Genomic DNA, 23456 nt, shown 5'->3' on the forward strand with positions numbered 1-23456 from the left:
CATGCCCGGCTTCGCTCCACCGCCGGACGCCCGGCGCTATCGGCTGACCAACGCCACCGTCCCGGCCTGCCTGGTCGAGGGCACCGAGCTGGCGCCGGACCATGAAGGCCTGGCCCGGGTCGACCTGACCATCGACGGCGGCACCCTGGCCGCGATCCGCCCCGCCGGCAGCCCCGCCCCGGACGGCCTGCCGGCGCTGGACCTCGACCGCGGCATGGTGTGGCCGGCCTTCATCGAGGCGCACACCCATCTCGACAAGGGCCATATCTGGCCGCGCGGGCCGAACCGGGACGGCAGCTTCGATGGCGCCCTCACCGCCGTGCGGGCGGACCGGGCGGTGCACTGGTCGGCGGCGGATGTGCGGGCGCGGATGGAGTTCAGCTTGCGCTGCGCCGTCGCCCACGGCACGCGGCTGATCCGCACCCATATCGACAGCGACCCGCCGCAGCACAGCATCTCCTGGTCGGTTTTCGCCGCTTTGCGTGAGGAGTGGGCCGGGCGGATCGAGCTGCAGGGCTCGGCCTTGGTCGGCATCGACCGGCTGCTGGACGACCCGTATTTCGACGATCTCAGCCGAACGGTGCGCGCCCATGGCGGCATCCTGGGCGCCGTCACCTACATGGTTCCGGGCGTCGAGGCCGGGATCGACCGGCTGTTCCGCCACGCGATCGAGCACGGGCTCGACCTCGACTTCCACGCCGACGAGACCGGTGACCCGGCGGCGCGGTCGCTGGCGCTGATCGCCGCGGCGGCGATCTGCCACCGCTTCCGCGGCCGGGTGCTGGTCGGCCATTGCTGCTCCCTGGCCCGGCAGCCGGAGGAGGTGGTCGACCGCACGCTGGACCTTGTCGCCGAGGCCGGCCTTGCCATCGTGTCGCTGCCGATGTGCAACATGTATCTGCAGGACCGCCGGGCCGGCGCCACGCCGCGCTGGCGCGGGGTGACGCTGCTGCACGAGATGAAGGCGCGCGGCATCCCGGTGATGGTCGCCTCCGACAACACCCGCGACCCCTTCTATGCCTATGGCGATCTCGACGTGCTCGAGGTCTACACGCAGGCGACGCGCATCCTGCATCTCGACCACCCGGTCGGGGATTGGCCGCGGGCGGTGACCGCGACCCCGGCCGAGGTGCTGGGCCGCCCCGATCTCGGCCGCCTGGCCCCGGGCGGTGGCGCCGACCTGGTGCTGCTGCGCGCCCGCAGCTGGACCGAGCTGCTGTCCCGCCCCCAGGCCGACCGGATCGTGGTCCGCAACGGCCGGGCGATCGACACCACCCTGCCGGATTACCGCGAGCTGGACGCGCTGCTGGCGCCCGCCGCCGAGGGAGAGCACGCATGACCGATCTTGCGGCGCTGAAGCGCGACCTGGAGGGGCTGCGGGTCACCGAAGACCCGGTGCTGGTGAAGCAGAAGAGCCAGGATTTCTTCTGGTACTCGCCGGTGCTGAAGCGGCAGCTGGAGCACGTCACCGGCGACCTCGTCGTGTCGCCAACCTCGGAGGCCGAGGTGGTGCAGGCGCTGAAAGCGGCCTATGCCCATGGCGTGCCGGTGACGCCGCGCGGCGCCGGGACCGGCAATTACGGCCAGGCCATGCCGCTGTCGGGCGGCATGGTGCTGAACCTGGCCCGGATGAACCGGGTCACGGCGATCCGCCCCGGCGCGGTGACGGCCGAGGCCGGCGCGGTGCTGGCCCAGATGGATGTGCAGACCCGGGCCAAGGTCGGGCAGGAGATGCGGCTGTTCCCCTCCACCTACCGGATGGCGACGATCGGCGGCTTCCTGGCCGGCGGCTCCGGCGGCGTCGGCTCGATCCGCTGGGGCGGCCTGCGCAATCTCGGCAACGTCATGCGCGTGCGCCTGGTGACGATGGAGGCGGAGCCGCGCGTCCTCGACCTGTCCGGCGAGGACCTCTTGAAGGCGCTGCACGCCTACGGCACCAACGGCATCATCACCGAGGTCGAGATTCCGCTGGCCGCGGCGCCGGACTGGGTCGACGTCATCGTCGGCTTCGACGACTGGATGGACGCGGTGCGCTTCAGTGAGGAGATCGGCCGGGCCGACGGCCTGCTGCTGAAGGAGATCGCGCCGGTCGCGGCGCCGGTGCCCTATGACTATTTCCTCAAGCACCGGAAATTCCTGCGCCGCGACCAGTCGGTGGCCCTGCTGATGGTGGCCGACTTCGCCATGGGCGGCTTCGAGGCCTTCATGAAGCGGTCGAAGGGCAAGGTGCTGTTCCGCGCCGACACGGCGACTGAGGAGGAGAAGAAGGGCCTGCCGCCGCTCTACGAGCTGACCTGGAACCACACCACCCTCAGGGCGATCAAGATCGACCCGACCATCACCTATCTGCAGGTGCTGTACCCCTTCCCCGACCATCTGCGGCTGGTCAAGGAGATGACCCGGATCTTCGGCGACGAGGTGCCCGGGCATCTCGAGATCATCCACTTCGACGGCAACGTCACCTGCTCCGGCCTGCCGATCGTGCGCTTCACCAGCGAGGAGCGGCTCGACGAGATCATCCGCATCCACGAGGACCATGGCTGCCTGATCTTCAACCCGCACCGCTACACGCTGGAGGAGGGCGGGATGAAGCGCACCGACGCGGTGCAGCTGGCCTTCAAGCGCGAGACCGACCCGCGCGGCCTGCTCAACCCCGGCAAGATGATCGGCTGGGACGACCCGGACTACGACCTGAACTCCGGCCGCATCTACCTGTTCCCGGGGCTGCAGGCGGCGGGTTGACCGGATGCGCGTCCTGGTGCTGTTCGCGCATCCGGTCGAGACCAGCTTCCATGCCGCGCTGCACCGGGCGATGGTGGAGGCGCTGCGCCGGGCCGGGCACGAGGTCGACGACTGCGACCTCTACGCCGAGGGCTTCGACCCGATCCTCACGCGGGAGGAGCGGCTTCACTACCACGACTTGTCGGTCAACCGCCGGCCGGTCGAAGCCTATGTCGAGCGGCTGCTGCGGGCCGAGGCGCTGGTGGTCATGGCGCCGGTGTGGAATTTCGGCTTCCCGGCGATCCTGAAGGGCTTCTTCGACCGGGTGATGCTGCCCGGCGTTTCCTTCGTGCTAAAGGACGGAAGGGCGCGGCCGAACCTGCAGCACATCCGCGCCCTGACGGCGGTCGTCTCCTATGGCGGCCCGCGCTGGGCCACCATGCTGATGGGCGACCCGCCGCGCAAGCTGGTGCGCCGCTGGCTGGGCGGCCTGATCCGCCCCCGGGCGCCGGTGCGCTACCTCGCCCTCTACGGCATGAATCGCGCCGCCGCGGCCGACCGCGACGCCTTCCTGGCCCGGGTGGTCCGGGCCGCGCAGCGGATCTGACGCTAAAATTTGGCCCTATATGGGCACTCAGGATCAAATTCAGACCACATTTCCCTGCTCATCCTTATACTAATCGCCAATGTTCGAGATCGGCGGCCCCAGTCGCCGAGAACCGTCGGGCCAGCCTTGCCCAGGGATCTTGGGTTCCCGTTTTGCGCGGAGGCGTGCAATGACGCTCCACGACTATGTCGGAACATTGACGCAGCAGGGCCGTCTTCTGGCGATCGAGACGCCGATCGGGCCGGATGTCTTCCTGCTCGAGGCCATGGAGGGGGAGGAGGAGATCTGCGCCCTCTTCTCGTTCCGGCTCCGCGTCCGCTCGAAGCACCAGGACGTGACGCCGGCGGATATGGTCGGCCTGCCGGTCTCCTGGTCGCTGGAGCTGCCGGGCGGCGCCAGGCGGGAATGGTCCGGCGTGGTCGGCGCGCTGGAGGCCGGCCCGATGCTGGGCGACGGCATGCGCGCCTACACCGTCACCGCCCATCCCTGGCTCTGGCTGTTCGGGCACACCTCCGACTGCCGGATCTTCCAGCACCAGACGACGCAGCAGATCCTGGAGACGATCTTCGCGGAAGCGAACATCCGCGACCACGACTTCAAGGGGGTGATCGGCCCCAAGGCAGTGCGGGAATACTGCGTCCAGTACAACGAGACGGACCTGACCTTCATCTTCCGCCTGCTGGAGGAGGAGGGCTGGGCCTGGTGGTTCCGGCATGAGCCGGGCCAGGACGGGGCGCCGGGGCGGCACGTGCTGGTGGTCGCAGACGGGGCCCATGCCTGGACGCCGGGCGAAGAGCCGACGATCCGCTACGCCACGACCAATGTCGACCTGAACGACATCACGGTCTGGACCCGCCGCTTCAGCTTCCTGCCGGGACGCGTGGCCGAGGCCGACTGGAACTTCGAGACGCCGCGGGCGCCGCAGATGCGGGACCAGCCCTCGCTCGCGCCGCTCGGCGCGAACAAGCCTTTCGAGATCTATCACTGGGGCGGCCGCTTCACCGACCGGGACCGCGCGGACCACATCACCAAGCGCCGCATCGAGGCGCGTGAGGCGCAGTTCGAGACGGTGCAGGCCGACAGCGGCAACCGCCGCCTGCATCCGGGCCAGAAATTCACCCTCACCGGCCACCCGGCCGCGGCCGAGAATGCGGAGTATGCCGTCGTCTCGGTGCGCCACGCGGCGCAGGACACGACCTATGTCGCCGCCGACGGCGGTGCGCCGCCCGGCTATGTCAACAGCTTCGTCGCCATCCCCGCGGCGGTGCGCTACACGCCCGCGCTGCGGACGCCGCAGCCGCGGATCGACGGGGTGCAGACCGCCACCGTGGTCGGCCCGCCTGGCGAGGAGATCCACACCGACCGGTATGGCCGCATCAAGGTCCGTTTCCCCTGGGACCGCTACGCCAAGGGCGATGACGGGGATTCCTGCTGGCTGCGCGTCAGCCAGCCCTGGGGCGGCCGCAGCTGGGGTTCGCAGACCATCCCGCGCATCGGCATGGAGGTGCTGGTCGCCTATGTCGAGGGCGATCCGGACAAGCCTTTGGTGGTCGGCGTGGTGCCGAACGCAGAGCAGATGCCGCCGCTCGACCTGCCGGCGAACAAGACCAGGACCTCGTTCAAATCCTCGTCCAGCCCCGGCGGCGCCGGCTTCAATGAGCTGAGCTTCGAGGACAAGGCCGGCGCCGAGGAAGTCTTCCTGCACGCGCAGAAGGACGCCAGCGAGATGGTCAATAACAACAAGCTCTTGAACATCGGCAACGCCTACACGGCAGCGGCGCAGATGCTGCACATGACCACGGTGCAGAATTCGATGTCGACGATGACGCCCGCCGACATCGTGCTGCAGCACAAGGGCAGCATGATCCGGATGGATGAGAGCGGCATCACCATTTCCTTCGGCAGCGGGCACGCGATCGAGCTGAGCGACGAGGGCGTCCGGATCCGCTCGACCAAGCGGATCCAGGCCGTGCGGGAAGAGTCACCCAATTTCCTCACGATCGACGGCAAAGGCATTCATGCCCGGGGCAAGGAGGTCATCCATGACGTGGCCGGCGACGGTGCCCATCACATCCAGATGAGCGCCAAGGGCATCGGGATTCACTCGGACACGACGGTCGTGGCCTCACAGGCGCAGGACAACAATTTCGTCGCGATCGATCGCGAAGGGGTCAGGACGAACGGCCGGAACAGCATCAAAAAGATGGTGGCCGAGTCGACCCTGGAGCTGAACGGCGAGGGCATCTCGCAGAAAGGCCCCCTGATCCGGCTGAACTGACCCAATTTCGTAGCAAGAGGGAGGACCATATGGTCTTCGGCGGAGCCAAGATTTCGGCGCCGGCCATGGCGGCGGCCCACGGCATGAAGGACATCACGCTCCATCAGGCCACCAACAAGCTGGTGCGGCCGCTCATGCAGCATGCGCCAGGATCGGCGCAGACGGCGGCTTCCGGGTCCGCGCCGCAGCCGCAATTGGCCGGGCTGGCGGCAGGCGGGCTGTCGTCAGCGTCAGGCGGGTCTCCGCTCGCCGCCCTGACCGAGCTGGCGCCGGGGATGCTTCCCTCGATCCCCGATCTCGTTCCTTTCCCCGAGGTGCCGCGAGCGGAGCTCGCCAGCCTCCCCGGGCAAGCACCGGAGCAGAATGCCGCGATGCCGCCCCAGGGTGGGGCAGGCGCCTTGGCGACGCAGGCTGCCAGTGCCGCTGCGTTCGGGGCCGGCGATCCGCCCGCCGACCGGACCCCCCCGGAACCGGCGGGCGAGCCGGCCGCGACGGATGCCCCGGAAGACGGCGCCGAAGAGCCGTCCGCGGCATCGCCGAAGGGCCCGGCGCCGCTGCCCAAGGTCTGACCGCGAGGCGGGAGCCTGCGCATGCCTCTGACGGCGTTCTTCTCCGAACAGCTCGACGGGCTCGAGGATTTCATGGACGAAGCGGGCCCGGTGATCCGTGTCGTCCTGATCGATCCGGAGATGCGCCCGATCCTCCTGCGCATGCTGGCCGGGCTGGACGAGCAGGACGATTTCCCGCACCTGCTGATCGGCCATGACGAGCCGTTCGGCGATCCGGTCGGCTGGTTCGGCACCCTTCAGGACACTCTGGACGCGCAGCTGGCGCAGCATGCGGAGGCTCTGGCCGAAGCCGGCATCAGCCTCGCCGCCGAGGACGCGGAAGACGAGGCGGGGCGCGGGCCGTGGCCGTTCCTGCGGCGCGCCGAACGTCTCGCCGAGGCGCTGCCGGAGGGGGCTGGCAGCCTCGTCTTCCTGCTGCGGCCGGAATCGGTCGAGGACCGTGACGGCTTCGCCCGTTCGGTCGCCTTCCTGGCCGACAAGGTCGCGAGCCCGCGGTTGAAATTCGTCGCGCTCGACGACAGGCGCTCGCCGTGCCTCGCCGCGCTGGCCTCGGAGCATCCGACCGTGAGCACTCAGACCTTCTGGTGCTCGCCGCAGGAGATGGAGCAGCGGGTGAACGCGATGCTGGAGCAATCCGGCCAGACCTCCCCCTCGGATCACCGGCGGGCGCTGATGATGGCGGCCGGCTTCGCCTTCGCGAACAAGGACTATGCGCGGGCCGAGACGCTGCAGCGGCAGCAGCTCGAGGCCGCGGAGGCGGCCGACGAGCCGCTGGAGCAGGCGATCGGGGCCTACGGCCTCGGCAACACGCTTCTGGCTGCGGAACGGCCGGAGGAGGGGGTGGAGGCCTTCGTCCGGGCCTGCGATCTCTGCGTCGCGCATCGGCTGAACGAGCTGGCGCCGATGACCTACACCAATCTCGGCGTCGCGCTGCACCGCCTCGGCCGTTTCGAGCAGGCCTTCGAGGCGCTGCGCGTCGGCAGCCGGTTCTTCAAGGCGCAGGGCAACCGGCCCGGCGAGGCCTTCGTCTGCGACAACCTCGCCGCGATGCATCAGGAGCTGGGCCGGCCGGAGGAGGCCACCCGGGTCTGGCGCTACGCGCTGGGCCTATATGAGGGCATCACCAACCCGGCGCTGCAGGATGTGCGGGAGGCCGGCCTCGCGGACATCCGCGCCAAGCTGGAGCGGCTCGACGGAGCGGGTCATGGCTGATCCGGACGCCATCGGAGGGACCATCGCCCGCGGCGGCAACGCGGCGCAACAGTCCCAGGGCGGCGGGTACAATCCGCTGGACGTCTGGACGCACACCGCTGAAGGCGATGGCCAGCAGGGCGGGACCGATGTGCTGACCGCCCTGGCGACCGCCACGCTGAACCCGGGCCCTGCGGCCGCGACCCCGGTCGGCGACATTCCGGGCGCCCTGCAGGCGCAGGCCGGCGACCTGGGCGAGGCGGTGAATGCGATCGGCGACGCCCAAGGCGCCCTGGCAACGACCGGCGCCGTGTTCGGCGCGTTGACATCGCTCGAACAGCTGATCTCGGTCCCGTTCTCGGCCATTCCCTTCCCGGCCCTGCCGGCGGTGCGGATCCTCGATATGGCGATCGGCCTGCCGCATGCCCACAGCCACCCGCCGAACCTGACCCCGCCGAACCCGGTGCCGATCCCGCTGCCGAGCTTCGGGCCGGTGATCCCGATCCCGTTCTTCTCGGGGGCCAGCACGGTGCTGATCAACGGCATGCCGGCGGGGCGTTGCCTCGACATGGGGCTGGGGATCTGGTGCGGCGGCTATTTCCCGATGTTCGAGATCTTCCTCGGCTCCTCCTCCGTCTGGATCGAGGGGATGCGGGCGGCCCGGATCGGCGTCGACATCACCAAGCACTGCGTGTTCTCGTCGTTCAAGGTCGCACCGGGCGATCCGCCGCTGGGCGTGCCGATCGGTACCACGGTGACGGCGAGCCCGAACGTCATCATCGGCGGCGTGCCGATGCCGTCGCTGATGTCGCTGGCCATGGGCTTCGCGCTGAAGGGGGCTTTCAAGGGCCTCGGCAAGGCGGCCGGTGCGGCCAAGCGGGCGCGGGCGGCCAGGGCGGCGTCGCGGGCGAATGGGCCACCCGCGAAGCCGCCGGCCCGGCCGCCGCGCCGAGCGCTGCCACCAGCCCCCGAGAGGCCGGCGCTGCCGGCCGCACCGCAGTGGCAACGCACCCAGGAGGCGTATGAAGCGGCCCAGGAAGTGCAAAGGGCGCTCAAGAAGATATTTCCCAGAGGCGCCTGGAAAAGATTGGGTAAGACCAGATTGGATAAGGCACCCAAGTGGGCCAACAAGTTCAATATCGGGGCCGTGCACGTATACACGCATGCAGACGGGAGTAGGTCAGTGGGCCTTTCCGGCCTAGGGGGACGCGCTGTGGCTCGAAACCTGGAGATCGAATTGAATCGCGGGACCTGGAGGAGGATTCGAGTCGACAGCTCAGGCGTTGCCACGGCAACTAGCCCAGCAACTGTTTCGGTTGATAGTGCAGGTGTAGCTTCCGCTGCGCGTGCACGCACGGTTTGGCGTGTGAGCTCCGAAGTCGACCCCGAACTTGGCCAGCGTTTGCGTCGCACCGCACCTGACACTGCGCGTCGTCCCGATAACTGCGCCGAGCCCCGAGCGGCATCTGCCGCCCATCGGTCGGATAGTCCGATAACCGGATATGCAACGACCTCCGCTACGGGAAATAAACCACCTGCGAAACACCGCTTGCCGGTTAGTGAGCGGCTAGGCGCGACGCAGGACGAGATGGCGCCGTGCGCGAACTGTAGATGGAATACTCATGCAATCTCGGAATATGCAGGTAGCCATGACTGAAGGCATTCGCCAATGGCATGGATAGAAGAATTGAAGGAGAGCATCAAAAGATTCGATCCCGAATTCATTTCTGGAGTTCGGTCAGCATCTTCTGGAGATATGCTTGAGTTGATTGCGGTTATACGGCGACCACTGCCGAATGATTACAAAAATTTTTTGGAATTTATGGGCCTTTTCGATGGTGGTTTGTTTTTTAAGGAAGGATTTTCGAGCGCGATTGGAGACGTAATTGCCTATTGCGACGAGTGTCTGGCGCAGATCCCAGAGCATAATTTTGACCTATGCGTCCCGATTGCCATTGGCATCGATTTTGAGGGATTAGGGATGGTCTCTGCGCCCGACACAAACCAATCAAGAATTGTATTTCTGGAAAACGGGCGGGCGGGAGAGCCTGCTTTCGACAGCTTGCCGGCAATGTGCTTCTCCCATGCATTCATGTACGAACAATGTGCGACGGGTAGGTGGGCAATTGTCCACCCGGCTTTCGACCCTCCGGGGACTGACGTCTTGTCGCAGCTCTTCTCAGCGCGGGGGTATTTCCGCCAGTGGTTTAGCATGACGAACCAGCTATATTTTCGCCGTGAGAACAAGCTGATCACCGTTGTTGCTGATCCAGGACAGTCTCCAGAAATTTATGTTGGTGGGCTGGAGGCTGCAGCGATCGAGGCCGCGCTTTCTGACATCAGGGACGTGGTCGGGAAATGTCGCCTGGAATGGAGGGAGGAGACGACCCTGCCGGAGGCCCGAAAATATACGCTCGATGCTCTCGATGAAGGCGATGACTAAAATCCGGTGCCGCCGCATGCCGCGACCCGTCCGTACAGAGCGGGTAATCGGCTGACAGAGCCACTCCGGTAGGGCGCAGGCGGCATTGGCGGTTTTCTGGGGTGGCGTCTCCTTCCGCGGTTTCGGTGTTTGGGCAGGCCTTCGGTGAAGGCCTCGGCGGGAGTTAGGCCAATCGTGCCGCGGCGCTGGTGGGGATGTTTGATATTGTAGACGATGAGATCGTCGTCGAGCACGCGCTGCATGTGGACTGAACCCCTGGAATGAGACACGGGAATTCGGATCGCGGTAGGGACGCCCATTGCTGAGCGCCCCCGCACAGATCCGTACGTGCCCCCTGAGCTTGCGCGCCAGGCAGGTGCCGCACAGCCCCTGGCGGCAGACGGTCGGGATGACAGGCCGCAGCCTTCCGCCGCCTCGATCACGATCCGGCCAGCACACAGTGGCCCCCGCCGGAGCGGAAGAAGGATACCTGTCGTCCTTCCCCGCCCGCCCGGATCGGCATCGCCGCGCAGCGGCTTCGGGCGTCGCCCGGATCAGCCCGATGTCGCCGGCGCTGGGCTCTGGCGGCCGGCCGTCCTGACGAGATCCCGAAGACCGAGCTCCTCGGCCGTCATCTCGGGTGAGCGGATCGCGCCGAAGGCGGCCGCGACGGCCGCGATCCGCGCCGGCGCATCCTCGAGGCTGTCCGGACCCGCCAGGCGGAAGGAAATCGGCGACAGCGGGCCGAAGAGCAGAGCCCGCTCGAGATCCGGATGGCGCTCGAGGTCGGGCTCCACGCCCGCCCGCCGGGCGAAGAGGATCGCCAGGTCGTGCATGATGACGCTCTGCGGACCGCCGCGCCTGGCCTGGCAGAGGGCGAGACCCGCCGCCAGCGCCTGTCGGCTCGGCGCAGGCAGGATCCCGGCCCAGCTATAGGCGATCCAGCGGGCCTGCAGCTCGATCACCGGATAGGCCGGCCCGATGACGTCGTAGAAGCCGATGAAGGCGAGGCCGTCGAGATCCGGATGGAATGTGTGGTCGCAGAGATCGATATGCGTGTCGTCGAGACCCAGACTGTCGACGATATCCGGGGCGAGGAAAGGCAGCGCGTGACGGTAGCCGGTGCCGAACAGGATGGCGTCGAAGTCCCTCGTGCTGCCGTCGGCAAACCGCACCGTGCGACCGTCGATGCCGTCGATCCAGGGCCGGACCGCGATCCGGCCCTCCGCCACCAGCGGCAGGAAGTTCTGCGCCTGGGAGAGCCCGGCGATGAAGACGTTCTCGTCGGGCGCCATGGCGCCGTATTGCTCGGGGCTGCCGGCGAAGCGCATGATCGTCGCCTTCAGCCCGGCCGCAAGCGCGTCGGGAGGCAGGCTCTCGTCGGCGAGGGCCGCGGCCCGCGTGAACACCACATGGTCGGCCGGCACGCCCGCCAGGAGCTTCGGCACGATGTAACGCTGACGGCGGCAGCAGGCGGTGACGCTGCGGGCGCCGGACAGGGCGATGTCGGACGCGATCTCCAGCGCGCTGATCGAGCAGCCGGCGACCAGGACGTCCTTGCCGCGATAGGCGGACCCGCCGTCGTATTGGCTGGAATGGGCCACCCCGAGCGCTCCGGCGAAGCCATCGAGTCCCGGCACCGGAGGGATGCTCGATGCCACATAGCGTCCGGTGGCGACGACGGCGCGGGCGTAGCGCTCCGTCCGGACCTCGCCGTCATGGCTCGACCGGACGAGCCAGCCGCCGCCCTCGGCCTTCCCCACCTCCTCGACCCGGGTGCGGAAGCGGATCCGGGCGGTGAGCCCGAACAGCTCCGCGTAGCGCTCCAGATAGGCCAGCACCTCCTCCCGCCCCGGATAGACGGGGGTGCCCTCGGCATGATCGAGATCCGAAAAGCTCGTCATGACGCGGCTGGTGTTGGTGCACATGCCCGGCCAGGTGGCGCTGAGCGGCGAGGCCGCGTTCCATTGGCCGCCGAGCCGGTCGGCGGCTTCGAACAGGACGGGCGCGAAACCATGGGCCGAAAGCCAGCGCGCCACCACGAGACCGGCCGGCCCGGCGCCGATCACGGCGACAGATCGAGGAGGAACGTCATGGCGAGCAGAACCGGTCACCGTGGTCCCCTTCATCACGACAACCCCCAGCTTATGTCCCTCGGCGCCGCCGCGGCACCCCCAATCGAGGGGGCCGCCCTTACACCTCCACCTCCACCAGCGCGCTCTCCGGCTGGGAGCAGCAGGCGAGGATCCAGCCTTCGGCGATCTCGTCCTCGGCGATGCCGCCATTGTGCTCCATCCGCACCTCGCCCTTGAGCTTGCGCACCAGGCAGGTGCCGCAGAGGCCCTGGCGGCAGGCGGTCGGGATGCGCAGGCCGCAACCTTCCGCCGCCTCCAGCACGGTCTGGCCCGGCAGCACCGCCGCCCTGCGGCCGGAACGGGCGAAGGCCACCTGCATCCCCTCCGCCTCGACCGGCGGCGCGATCGGGGATACGGCCGGCACCGGCGCCGGGGTGGCGCCGAAGCTCTCCTCGTGCCAGCGCGCGGCCGGCACGCCGAGCTCGGCCGCCAGGCGCCGAGCCACGTCCATGAACCGGTCGGGGCCGCAGCAGAACACGGCGCGCCCGGCGATGTCCGGGCACAGCGCCGACAACAGCGCCCGGTCCAGCCGGCCGCTGGTCCAGCCCTCGCCCGCGGGCGCGCCTGTGACGACGAAGCGCGGCCTGAGGCCGGATGCGGCCTCCGCCATGTAGCCCAGCTCCGACCGGAACAAGAGGTCCTGCGGCCGGCGGGCGAAGTGGATATAGACCACATCGGTCTGCGGCGCGGTGTCGAACAGCCAGCGCGCCATCGACATCATCGGCGTGGCGCCGCTGCCGGCCGACAGGAACAGATAGTGCTCGGCCGGGTGGTCGAGCAGCGAGAAACGGCCGGAGGGGCCGTGCGCCGTCAGCGCGTCGCCGACCCTCAGCCGGCCGAACAGCCAGCGCGTGCCGACGCTGTCCTTTTGCGCCTTGGCGGTGATCTTGGCGTGGTGCGGCCGCGACGGGGTGGAGGCCAGGGTGTAGGTCCGCAGCACCGGCTGCGGCCCGACCGGCAGCTCCAGCGTCACGAACTGGCCGGGGCGGTAGGAGAACCAGCTGCCGTCCTCCGCCTCGAAGCGGAAGGTGCGGACATCCGGCGCCTCCTCGCGGATGCCGACGCAGCGCAGCCGCGCCGACTTCGCGTTCCACAGCTTCGGCGTGGCGGTCAGAGGGCCGGGCACAGCGGCCTCCCGGGCAACGGCTCACGTCGTGGAACAACGCGTTGCCTCTCCCGCTTGCGGGAGAGGTCGGAGCCGCGCCAGCGGCTCCGGGTGAGGGGATTTTGTCGATGCCTGTGCCAGCCCTCACCCGGTCGTCCTTCGGACGCCCGACCTCTCCCGCCACGCGGGAGAGGCAACGCGAAAGCCGCGCTTCCCGTCGTCAAGCCGACACTCCCTACGCCACGTCGCGGATCGTGGCGGTGCCGCCGCCGAGCCGGTCCGCGATGGTGTCGGCGTACCAGTCGACGAACTGGATCACCGCGCCCTCGTGTAGCCGCGAATAGGGGCCGGGCTCATAGGCCGGGGACAGGATGCCGCGCTGGTTCTCCTCGACGATGCGGCGGTCCTCGTCATTGGTCGCGGTCCACACCTCGGTCAGGGCCTGCAGGTCGTAGTCGACGCCCTCGACCGCGTCCTTGTGCACCAGCCATTTGGTGGTGACCTCGGTCTCGGTCGGACTGATCGGCAGGATGCGGAAGCTGATGGCGTGGTCGGCCAGCAGGTGGTTCCAGCTGTTCGGGTAGTGGTACAGCAGCATCGAGCCGAGCTGCGTGGTCGGGAACTCGGCCAGGGGGCGGCGCACCGCCGGCTGGCCGCTCATCGTCATCGAATGGGCGTCGTTGATGAAGGGGATCCGCATCACCCGGTACTGCAGGTCCGGCGAGATCCGGAACCGGCTGGGCAGGCCCATCGCCTCGCAGCGCTGCCAGTGGTCGAGGATCTCGGCGCTCTCCTCCATGCCGTCGCGGCCGCCGGTCAGGGTCGGCTGGTCGGAGAAGACGCGGCACAGCTCCGGATGGTTGCCGGAGCAGTGGTAGCATTCGCGGTTGTTCTCCATCACCAGCTTCCAGTTGCCGCGCTCGACGATGGTCGAGCTGTGGGCGACCTTGGCCTCGGCCAGGAGGTGCGGCGCCATATAGGGCTCGACCATGCGGCGGAACGGCTCGAAGTCGCGCGGCTGCTCGGCCAGCGACAGGAAGATCCAGCCGGCGACCTCCTGGCACGCCACCGGCTTCAGCCCGAACTGCGCCGGGTCGATGTCGCCCATCATGTCGCGGGCGAAGATCAGCCTGCCCTCGAGGTCGTAGGTCCATTGGTGATAGGGGCAGACCAGGCGCGGGCGCGAGCCGCGCTCGTCGGTGCACAGGCGCGAGCCGCGGTGGCGGCAGACATTGTGGAAGGCGCGGATGGCGCCGTCGCGGCCGCGCACCACGATCACCGGATAGTCGCCGATCTGCACGGTCAGGAAATCGCCCGGCCGTGCCACCTCGCAGCCATGGCCGATGAACAGCCACTCCCGGTAGAAGATGTGCTCCAGGTCCAGCGCGTGATAGGCGGGGCTGGTGTAGAAGTCCCGCTTCAGGCTGAAGCCCGGCGCGCGGGAGAGCAGATCCATCAACATGGCCGAACGCGCTTCCATACCCGATCCTCTCCATGGGCACGGTCGCAGATGCGGCATCCGGGTACGCGCGCTCGGCGACCGGAGCGGTCCCTCGCGAACATGCCCGCCGACCGCCCACCGCGATCACCGAGACAAACTCCGTCGAGGCTGGTTTCCGGGCTCCGGCGGGCTTCCTGGCCGGTGCGGCGCCTTCCCGGAGGAGATCCAGTGGCCTGTGCCGCACCTCACCGCCGTTACCGTTGCGGGGGCAGCGCCGGACTTGCACCGGCTTCCCAATTCTCCGGCCCGCCCCTTCTCTGTTCGGCGGCATCGGCCGGCACCTCTTGGCCGCGATCATGGCGCGACTCCACGGCCGCGCACGCTCCAGAGCCGACACGCCATGACACGGCTGCGACACGGCATTTTCTGCCGCCGGAGGGCCGCGCTTCACCAGCTCCTGCCGCCGCACGGCGCGATTGCGCAGCCCTTGCCGCCGGCGCCAGGGCATTAACTGGAAAGCAGAGCCATCTGGAGAACGCCGCCATGAAGCTGACCGATTTCAAGATCCTGACCTTCGACTGCTACGGCACGCTGATCGACTGGGAAACCGGCATGGTCAACGCGCTGGCGCCGCTGACCGCGCGTGCCAAACAGCCGCTGAGCCGCAATCAGATCCTGGAGGCCCATGCCCGCCACGAATCGGCGCAGCAGCGCTGGACCCCGGCGCGCCGCTACGACGAGCTGCTGGCGGTCGTCTACAAGCGCCTGGCCGAGGAATGGGGCGTGGCGGCGAGCTGGGAGGAGGCGCTGGCCTATGGCCGCTCGATCAAGGACTGGCCGGCCTTCGCCGACACCGCCGGCGCCCTGCAGTACCTGAAGAAGTACTACAAGCTGGCCATCCTCTCGAATGTCGACAATGCCAGCTTCGCCCTCAGCAATGTCCGGCTGCAGGTCGAGTTCGACGCGATCTTCACCGCCGAGGACATCGGCAGCTACAAGCCCTCGCACCGCAATTTCCAGTACATGCTGGAGAAGCTGGACGGGCTGGGCATCGCCAGGGGCGAGATCCTGCACACGGCGGAGAGCCTGTTCCACGACCACGTGCCGGCCAAGGCGGCGGGGCTCGCCACCTGCTGGATCCACCGACGCCATGCCGAGGGCGGCTTCGGCGCCACCATGCCGCCGGAGACCGAGCCCAACGTCGATTTCCGCTTCACCAGCATGGCCGATCTTGCCAAAGCTCACCAGGAAGCGCTGCGGGGCTGACGGGCGCCGCTGCAGGGGGAAGCGAGGGCTAGGATGGCGGGCGCGCCGAGGCTGGACCGGATCGACATCGCCATCCTGGCCCGTCTGCAAGCCGACGGGCGGATCACCAACGCCGCTTTGGCGGAGGCGGTCGGCCTGTCGCCCAGCCCCTGCCTGCAGCGGGTGAAGCGGCTGGAGGCGGCGGGCTACATCGCCGGCTACGGCGCCCGCATCGCCCTGTCCAGGCTGACCGAGACCGTGACCGTCTTCACCGAGGTGACGCTGGCCGACCACCGGCGCGAGGACTTCATCCGCTTCGAGGCCGGCCTGGCGACGGTCGAGGAGCTGCTGGAGTGCCACATGGTCAGCGGCGGCTACGATTATCTGCTGCGCTTCCTGACCCGCAGCATCGCCCATTACCAGCAGGTGATGGAGGCGCTGCTGGACCGCCGCCTCGGCATCGAGAAGTACTTCAGCTACATCGTCATCAAGTCGCCGATCCTGCGCCAGGCCGCGCCGCTGCAAAGGCTGCTGCGGGGGGTTGACGGCTAGGCCGAGGCGCCGCCGGGGCCGATCGATATCGCACAATTTTCGCAGAACTTTCGGGAAATCGATCCCATCGGCTGCTATCATCCGTGCCGATTTGACCGGCACCCGCAGCGTCCTGAGGGCGAGCGGCCAGCCGGGCCGTGCTTCGCGCCGGTCTGGAATGTTCTGTCGATGGCGGATTGTCTTCCCGCCTGATGCATTGCCCTTCGGGGCTCATGGGAGATTTTCAGATGCCTCATGCCATCCTGGATCTGCAGCCCTATGCCGTCGGCAACGCCGGCGTGACCCTCTTGTGGGATGAGCAATCGGACATCACGTTCGATGAAATCATGGGCGGAGTGCACGTAATTATTACAGATTATTTGCACTCTCAAAATGTTCATAGCAATGGAAGCGTCACCACCATTGGAACCATAACCTATGAAGAAGTCGCACAATATCCGCCATACACACTGACAACTCAAGATTATCAGGAAAATTTCCATTACAGCTTTTCAGGAACAATCGGCAACGACTACATCAGAAACGATCTTGATGGTCCATCCGTCAATGACGGAAGATTGCCGACCGACCAGATCCTCGGCAAGGGCGGCGACGATGTGCTGAGCGGCGCGGCCACCCTGGATGGCGGCGACGGCAATGACCGGCTCATCGCCCATAGCGGGATGGACCACTACCTGGTCGGCGGGGCGGGCAACGACACCGCCGACTACAGCGAGGGATGGGGATGGCTGTTTGGCGGCGTGACGGTCAACCTCGCCACCGAATCGGGACCCAATGGAGACACGGTCCAGGAGATCGAGAACGTCATCGGCTCCGACGGCGCCGATACACTCATCGGCGATAGCGGCGCCAATGTCCTCGAAGGCCTGGACGGGGCGGATCACATCGACGGCGGCGCCGGCGTGGACCGAGCGGATTATCGGCTGTCCGGTTCCGTGGCGGTCACGGTCAACCTCGCCACCAATGTCAACACCGGCGGCCATGCGGAAGGCGACGTCCTGACCGGGATCGAGAATCTCGGCGGATCCATTTTCAACGACAGCCTGACCGGCGATGCCGGCGCCAACATGATCTGGGGTCGCGACGGCTTCGACACGCTGGCCGGGGGCGCGGGCAACGATTCGCTCTATGGCGAGGCCGCGCCCGACACGCTGCGGGGCGGCGACGGTGCTGACTGGCTGATCGGCGGCGCCGAGGGCGACGTGCTGGACGGCGGCGCCGGCACCGACACGGCGAACTATGCCGAGGCGGCCGCGGGCGTCGCCCTGAGCCTGCTGGCCGGCACCGGGACCGGCGGCGTCGCGACCGGGGACAGCTTGATCAGCATTGAGAACGTCGTCGGCTCAGCCTTCGACGACACCATCGTCGGCAATGCCGGCGCCAACGGGCTGTCGGGCATGGCCGGAACCGACCGGCTTTATGGCGGCGCCGGCAACGACAGCGTCGGCGGCGGCGACGGCACCGATTCGCTCTACGGCGAGGCTGGCAACGACGTGCTGGCCGGGGGCGAGGGGAACGACTACCTCACCGGCGGGGCTGGGGCGGACCAGCTGTCCGGCGGCAACGGCATCGACATCGTGCTGTACGACACGGCCGCCGCGGTGACGGTCAACCTTGCCACCGGGACGGGCACTGGCGATGCAGCGGGCGACACTTACAGCAGCATCGAGAACGTGATGGGCTCGGCCTATGGCGACACCGTCACCGGCAATGCTGCGGCCAATGCCCTGTGGGGCCTGGCGGGGAACGACGTGCTGGTCGGGGGCGGCGGCGGCGATGCGCTGAAGGGCGGCGCCGGGGCCGACATCTTCGTCTACAAGGCCGTCGCCGACAGCGCCCCCGCCGCCCGCGACGCCATCAACGACTTCGCCCATGCCGAGGGCGACCGCATCGACCTCGCGGCCATCGACGCCGACGGCAATGCCGGCAACGGCGACACCGCCTTCACCTTCCTCGGCAGCGGCGCCTTCACCGGCGTCGGGCACGAGCTGCGGCTGAGCTTCAGCGGCGGCGTCCAGGTCGTGCTGGCCGACCTGAACGGTGACAAGGTGGCCGACATGGCGATCGCCGTCACCAGCGCCAGCACCCTGGTCGCGTCGGACTTCGTTCTCTAAGGCGGATGGCGGGACCGTCGCGCTGCGGTGATCCGGACCGCGGCGCGACGGGCCGCATCGTCCTCACCCCGTCGCCAGGCCGCGCAGGTTGCGGTTGGCGACGGCCAGCATCGACAGGTCGACCTGGTCCATCGCCTTCAGCTCGGAGACCAGCTGGTCGATCCGGTCCACCGGGGCGCGGCGATGGCCGACCCAGGCCTCCACCACATCGGCCCCATCCGCCCCCGACGGCGCCGCCTGCAGGGCGCGCACCGCGAGGTCGGCCTGCAGCGTGTACAGGTCGTCGACGATCGCCCCCACCGCCTGCTTCTGCCAGTGGTTGGTGGCCGGCATCCGGCTGGCGCCGTCGCGCAGCCAAGCGAGGCCGAGCCGGCGCCCGGTCTCGAAATAGACCGAGGCCACCTCGCTGACGCCGCGCCCGGCCTGGTCGGCGATGCGGATGATGTCGAGCCCAGCGGCCCACAGGTTCAGCCGGGCGACGCGGCGGGCCAGATCCTCGGGGAAGCCGGCCTCGACGAAGCCCCGGGCGCGGGCGTCGATCACGGCACGGGCGTCGTCGAAGATCGCGGCGTCCATCTCGCGCTCCAGCTCGGCCAGGCCGGGCTTGAGATGCGCCACGTCCTGGCCGACGTCGAGGCCGCGGCCCTGCTGGCGCAGGATCCAGGCGACGCTGCGCTCGATCAGCCGCCTTGTCGCCAGCATGGCGCGGATCTGCGCCTGGGCCTCGGCCTTGTTGTCCAGCGCCTCGACCGCCGCCCAGATGTCGCGCAGGCTGAAGCTGTCGCGCACGATCAGATAGGCGCGGGCGATCTCGGCCACGCTCATCCCGGTCCTGTCCGCCATCTCCGAGACGAAGGTGGCGCCGACCCGGTTCACCATGCTGTTGGTGACATGCGTCGCCACGATCTCGCGCCGCAGCCGGTGCTGCGGGATGGCGTCCTTGAAGCGCTCGCGCAGCGCCGTCGGGAAATACAGGAACAGGTCATCCAGCAGGGCCGGGTCGTCCGGCAGGTCGCTGGCCAGCAGCGCGTCGTAGATGGTGATCTTGGCATAGGCCAGCAGCACCGCCTGCTCCGGCCGGGTCAGCCCCTCGCGGTTGCCCGAGCGCTGGGTCAGCTCCTCGTCGGTCGGCAGCATCTCGATCACGCGGTCGAGCTTGCCCGCCTTCTCCAGCCCACGCATGAAGCGGGCCTGCTGATCCAGCACCTCGAAGCCTTCGCCGACCGCGAGCGACAGCGCCTGGCTCTGCAGGTAGTTGTCGCGCAGCACCAGCTGGCCGACCTCCTCGGTCATGCTCTCCAGCACCTGGTTGCGCTGCTTCAGCGTCAGATCGCCGGCCTGGACCACGGAGCCCAGCAGGATCTTGATGTTGACCTCGTGGTCCGAGGTGTCGACGCCGGCCGAGTTGTCGATGAAGTCGGTGTTCAGCTTGCCGCCCGTGCCGCCGGCGCCGATGCGGGCATATTCGATCCGGCCGAACTGGGTGACGCCGAGATTGGCGCCCTCGCCGATCACCCGGGCGCGGACGTCGCGGCCGTTGACCCGCAGCGAATCGTTCGCCTTGTCGCCGACATCGGCGTGGCTCTCGCGGCTGCTCTTCACATAGGTGCCGATGCCGCCGAACCACAGCAGGTCGACCTCGGCCTTCAGCATCGCCTGGATCAGCTCGTTCGGCGTCACCGTCTCGCGCTCGATGCCGAAGCGGGCGCGGGCCTCGGGCGACAGCTTCACCGACTTCGCCTTGCGCTCATAGACGGCGCCGCCGGGGGACAGCAGAGCGATGTCGTACTGGTCCCAGGAGCCGCGGCCGAGCGCGAACAGCCGCTTGCGCTCGGCGAAGCTGGTGGCCGCGTCCGGGTTCGGGTCGACGAAGATGTGCAGATGGTTGAAGGCGCCGACCAGCCGCGTGTGCTCGGACAGGATCATGCCGTTGCCGAAGACGTCGCCCGACATGTCGCCGACGCCGACGCAGGTGAAGTCCTGACTCTGGATGTCGGTGCCGAGCTCGCGGAAATGCCGCTTCACCGATTCCCAGGCGCCACGAGCGGTGATGCCCATCTTCTTGTGGTCGTAGCCGGCCGAGCCGCCGGAGGCGAAGGCGTCGTCGAGCCAGAAGCCGAAGTCCTGGCTGACGCCATTGGCGATGTCGGAGAAGGTGGCCGTGCCCTTGTCGGCCGCGACCACGAGATAGGGGTCGTCCTCGTCGTGCCGGACGACGCGCTCCGGATGCCGGGTCTCGCCGCCGACGATGGTGTCGGTGATGTCGAGCATCCCGCGCATCAGCATCTTGTAGCATTCGATGCCTTCGGCCTGGAACGCCTCGCGCCCGGCCGAGGGCGCCGGCGGCCGCTTCAGCACGAAGCCGCCCTTGGAGCCGACCGGCACGATGACGGTGTTCTTCACCATCTGCGCCTTCATCAGCCCCAGGATCTCGGTGCGGAAATCCTCGCGCCGGTCGGACCAGCGGATGCCGCCGCGGGCGACCTTGCCGCCGCGCAGATGCACGCCCTCCATGCGCGGGCTGTAGACGAAGATCTCGCGCCAGGGCCGCGGCAGCGGCAGCTCCTCGATCGACGGGCTGTCGAGCTTCAGCGACAGGTAGGGCTTCGGCCGCCCCTCCCCGTCGGTCTGGAAGAAGTTGGTGCGCAGGGTCGACCGCACCAGGTTCAGGTAGCGGCGGAGGATGCGGTCCTCGTCGAGGTTGGTCACCTCATCGAGCATATGCTCGATCTCGACCAGCATGCCGCGGATCGCCACCTCGCGGTCGCCGGTCAGCTCCGGATCGAAGCGGGTGTTGAACATGCGGACGATGGCGCGCGTCGTTTCCGGATGCGCCACCAGCGTGTCCTCGATCGTCTCCTGGCTGAAGGCGAAGCGGGCCTGGCGCAGGAATCGGGCATAGGCGCGCAGCAGCGTGACCGAGCGCCAGTCGAGCCCGGCGGCCAGCACCAGCCGGTTCAGCCGGTCGTCCTCCATGTCGCCGGTCCAGATTCGCTCGAAGGCGGTCTGGAACACGGTCTTGAGGCGGTTCAGGTCGATCGCGTCGCCGGTGCGGCTGCGCATCTCGAAATCGTGGATCCAGACCGGCCCCTGGCCCTGGCCCACGCCTTGGAGGCTGACCTCGGTCGGGAGTTCCGATACCACCTTGAAGCCGAGATGCTCCAGCATCGGCAGCACGTCGGACAGCGGCACCGGCGTGCCGCGGTGGTACAGCTTGAAGCGCAGCTCGTTCGGCCCCGCCTCGATCGGGCGGAACAGGTGCAGCCCGATCTCGCCGGCCTCGTCGATCTCCTCGATCCGCTCAATGTCGACGATCGCCGCGGCAGGCGTGGTCTCCTCGCGATAGCCGGCCGGGAAGGCCTCGGCGTAGCGGCGCAGCAGGATCAGCCCCTGCTCCTCGCCCTTCTCCTCGATCAGCGCCGCCTGCAGCAGGTCGGCCCAGCTGCGCCCGGCCTCGACCAGCTTCTCCTCGATCACGTCGACCGGCTCGTCCGTGCCGGCGCCCGGCTCGGTCTTGATCAGGAAGTGGACGCGGGCATGCGCCCCTTCGGTCATCTGGGTGGTGAAGGCCGTGACCGGGCCGCCATAGGCCTTCTCCAGGATCTTCTGGATGCGGTGGCGCAGGTCGGTGTTGTAGCGGTCGCGCGGCACGTAGACGAGGCAGGAGACGAAGCGGCCGAACGGGTCGCGCCGCACGAACAGCGCTGTCCGCTGCCGCTCCTGCAGGTGCAGGATGCCCATGCCGGTGTCGAGCAGCTGTTCGTCGGAGATCTGGAACAGCTCGTCGCGCGGATAGGTGTCGAGGATATGCCCCAGCGCCTTGCCGTCATGGCTCTTCGGGTCCAGCCCGGCGCGCGCCAGGGTGCGGCTGACCTTGGCCCGGAGATAGGGGATGTCGCGGGCGCTGCGGCTGTAGGCGACCGAGGTGAACAGGCCGACGAACAGATGGTCGCCCACCACTTCGCCGGCATCGTCGAAGATCTTCACGGTGAAGACGTCGAGATGCACCGGCCGGTGCACCGTCGCCTTCAGGCTGGCCTTGGTGACGGTCAGCGGCGCCGTGCTGCGCAGCATCGACTGCGCCTCCTCCGACATCCGGTCGTAGCGGCGCGCGCCGTCGAAGACCGAGACGTCGGGCTGGCGCAGGATGCCGAGGCCGCTGTCCGGCACGATCGCGATCTCGAGCCCGTCATCGGTGCGGGTGAAGTCGTAGCGGCGATAGCCGAGGAAGGTGAAATGGTCGTCCTCGAGCCATTCCAGGAAGGCGATGATCTCGCGCGTCTCGCCGGGGTCGACCGGCAGCGCCTTGTGGTCGAGCTCGTCGAGCACGGTGCGGATCTGCTGCCGCATCGCGCCCCAGTCCTCGACCGCGGCGCGGACGTCGGCCAGCACCGTCCGCAGCGTCGACGCGATGCGGTCGAGCGTCGCCTGGTCGGTGCGCTCGTCGATCTGCAGATGCATGAAGCTCTCGGCAGGCGTCCCTTCGGGCGCCGCGGTCGGGTCCTGCACGTCGGTCAGCCGGCCCTGGGCGTCGCGGGTGACGGCGAGGATCGGGTGGACGACCAGATGCACGGTCAGGCCCAGCTCGGACAGGGCCCCGGTCACCGAATCGACCAGGAACGGCATGTCATCGTTGATGATCTCGACCACGGTGTGCGGGCTGCGCCAGCCGTAATCGTCATAGACCGGGTTGAAGATCCGGATCTTGACCTCGCCCTTGCGGCGCTCGCCGCCGAACTGCAGCAGGCCGAGGGCGACGCTGTAGAGGGTGTCCGTGCCTTCGCGCAGCACGTCGTGCGGCGGCACGTTGCGGAAATAGAGGCGGATGAACCGCTCGGCCATTCCTCCCTTCGCCGCGTCGAGCCGCTGCTTCGCCAGGGTCACGACGTCATCGACGATTTCGGCCTTGTGCTGATCGGCCTTCGACATCCTGCAGACTCCAGAAGAGCGTGCGGCCCGGCCCACGATCCTCATCGCGCTGGGGCCGCATCAGGGCCCCAAGGGCATACAATCAACCCGTGTAAAAGGAAACCGCCGAACCGTGACGGTTCATTGGCATTTCCCGGCAATTTCATC

General features: G+C 68.3%; 15 protein-coding genes and 1 riboswitch. Of the genes, 11 read left to right on the forward strand and 4 right to left on the reverse strand.

What is annotated here, in order from left to right; translation table 11 throughout:
• Position 1: 1 nt before the first annotated feature.
• The 8 genes from KXR53_RS10620 (at position 2) to KXR53_RS10655 (ending at position 9809) form a co-directional block, all read left to right on the forward strand.
• The gene (locus tag KXR53_RS10620; protein ID WP_437375100.1) at positions 2 to 1339 is read left to right on the forward strand and encodes a cytosine deaminase; all 1338 of its coding nucleotides are present in this window, start codon (positions 2 to 4) and stop codon (positions 1337 to 1339) included.
• Positions 1336 to 2742, forward strand: coding sequence for an FAD-binding oxidoreductase (locus tag KXR53_RS10625; RefSeq protein WP_437375101.1), 1407 nt, complete (start codon positions 1336 to 1338; stop codon positions 2740 to 2742). The genes KXR53_RS10620 and KXR53_RS10625 overlap by 4 nt, the downstream gene beginning before the upstream one ends.
• A 4-nt stretch (positions 2743 to 2746) precedes the next feature.
• Positions 2747 to 3328, forward strand: a complete 582-nt coding sequence (locus tag KXR53_RS10630; protein ID WP_437375102.1) for an NAD(P)H-dependent oxidoreductase — start codon at positions 2747 to 2749, stop codon at positions 3326 to 3328.
• Between the two features lie 169 nt (positions 3329 to 3497).
• Positions 3498 to 5606, forward strand: coding sequence for a type VI secretion system Vgr family protein (locus KXR53_RS10635; protein ID WP_437375103.1), 2109 nt, complete (start codon positions 3498 to 3500; stop codon positions 5604 to 5606).
• Positions 5607 to 5635: 29 nt separating this feature from the next.
• Entirely contained in the window at positions 5636 to 6175 is a 540-nt protein-coding gene (locus KXR53_RS10640) for a hypothetical protein (protein ID WP_437375104.1), read from the forward strand.
• 21 nt (positions 6176 to 6196) lie between these two features.
• Positions 6197 to 7387, forward strand: a complete 1191-nt coding sequence (locus KXR53_RS10645) for a tetratricopeptide repeat protein (RefSeq protein WP_437375105.1) — start codon at positions 6197 to 6199, stop codon at positions 7385 to 7387.
• On the forward strand, positions 7380 to 9023 hold the full coding sequence (locus KXR53_RS10650; protein WP_437375106.1) for a PAAR domain-containing protein: 1644 nt from the start codon (positions 7380 to 7382) through the stop codon (positions 9021 to 9023). Before KXR53_RS10645 ends, KXR53_RS10650 begins: the two co-directional genes overlap by 8 nt.
• 30 nt (positions 9024 to 9053) lie before the next feature.
• The gene (locus KXR53_RS10655; protein ID WP_437375107.1) at positions 9054 to 9809 is read left to right on the forward strand and encodes a hypothetical protein; all 756 of its coding nucleotides are present in this window, start codon (positions 9054 to 9056) and stop codon (positions 9807 to 9809) included.
• 533 nt (positions 9810 to 10342) lie between these two features.
• On the opposite strand, the gene KXR53_RS10660 is transcribed toward KXR53_RS10655, so the two are convergent.
• The 3 genes from KXR53_RS10660 to KXR53_RS10670 all read right to left on the reverse strand — a co-directional run bounded on the left by KXR53_RS10660 (position 10343) and on the right by KXR53_RS10670 (position 14484).
• The gene (locus tag KXR53_RS10660) at positions 10343 to 11902 is read right to left on the reverse strand and encodes a flavin-containing monooxygenase (RefSeq protein ID WP_437375108.1); all 1560 of its coding nucleotides are present in this window, start codon (positions 11900 to 11902) and stop codon (positions 10343 to 10345) included.
• Between the two features lie 79 nt (positions 11903 to 11981).
• The gene (locus KXR53_RS10665) at positions 11982 to 13049 is read right to left on the reverse strand and encodes a 2Fe-2S iron-sulfur cluster-binding protein (protein WP_437375109.1); all 1068 of its coding nucleotides are present in this window, start codon (positions 13047 to 13049) and stop codon (positions 11982 to 11984) included.
• A gap of 214 nt (positions 13050 to 13263) precedes the next feature.
• Positions 13264 to 14484, reverse strand: a complete 1221-nt coding sequence (locus KXR53_RS10670; RefSeq protein WP_437375110.1) for an aromatic ring-hydroxylating oxygenase subunit alpha — start codon at positions 14482 to 14484, stop codon at positions 13264 to 13266.
• 134 nt (positions 14485 to 14618) lie between these two features.
• Positions 14619 to 14829: riboswitch (cobalamin riboswitch) on the reverse strand.
• 183 nt (positions 14830 to 15012) lie between these two features.
• Between KXR53_RS10670 and KXR53_RS10675 the strand changes: the two genes are divergently transcribed.
• The 3 genes from KXR53_RS10675 to KXR53_RS10685 all read left to right on the forward strand — a co-directional run bounded on the left by KXR53_RS10675 (position 15013) and on the right by KXR53_RS10685 (position 18380).
• A complete protein-coding gene (locus KXR53_RS10675; protein WP_437375111.1) occupies positions 15013 to 15735 on the forward strand; it encodes a haloacid dehalogenase type II in 723 nt (240 codons plus the stop codon).
• 33 nt (positions 15736 to 15768) lie between these two features.
• Positions 15769 to 16266 (forward strand): Lrp/AsnC family transcriptional regulator, encoded by a 498-nt coding sequence (locus KXR53_RS10680; RefSeq protein WP_437375112.1) that lies wholly within the window; start codon positions 15769 to 15771, stop codon positions 16264 to 16266.
• A gap of 137 nt (positions 16267 to 16403) precedes the next feature.
• Entirely contained in the window at positions 16404 to 18380 is a 1977-nt protein-coding gene (locus tag KXR53_RS10685) for a calcium-binding protein (RefSeq protein WP_437375113.1), read from the forward strand.
• Between the two features lie 63 nt (positions 18381 to 18443).
• On the opposite strand, the gene KXR53_RS10690 is transcribed toward KXR53_RS10685, so the two are convergent.
• Complete coding sequence (locus KXR53_RS10690) at positions 18444 to 23309, reverse strand: NAD-glutamate dehydrogenase (RefSeq protein ID WP_437375114.1); 4866 nt, start codon at positions 23307 to 23309, stop codon at positions 18444 to 18446.
• Positions 23310 to 23456: the final 147 nt, after the last annotated feature.

Origin of the sequence: Inquilinus limosus, assembly GCF_051487185.1 — a bacterium.
GTDB lineage: Bacteria > Pseudomonadota > Alphaproteobacteria > DSM-16000 > Inquilinaceae > Inquilinus > Inquilinus limosus_F.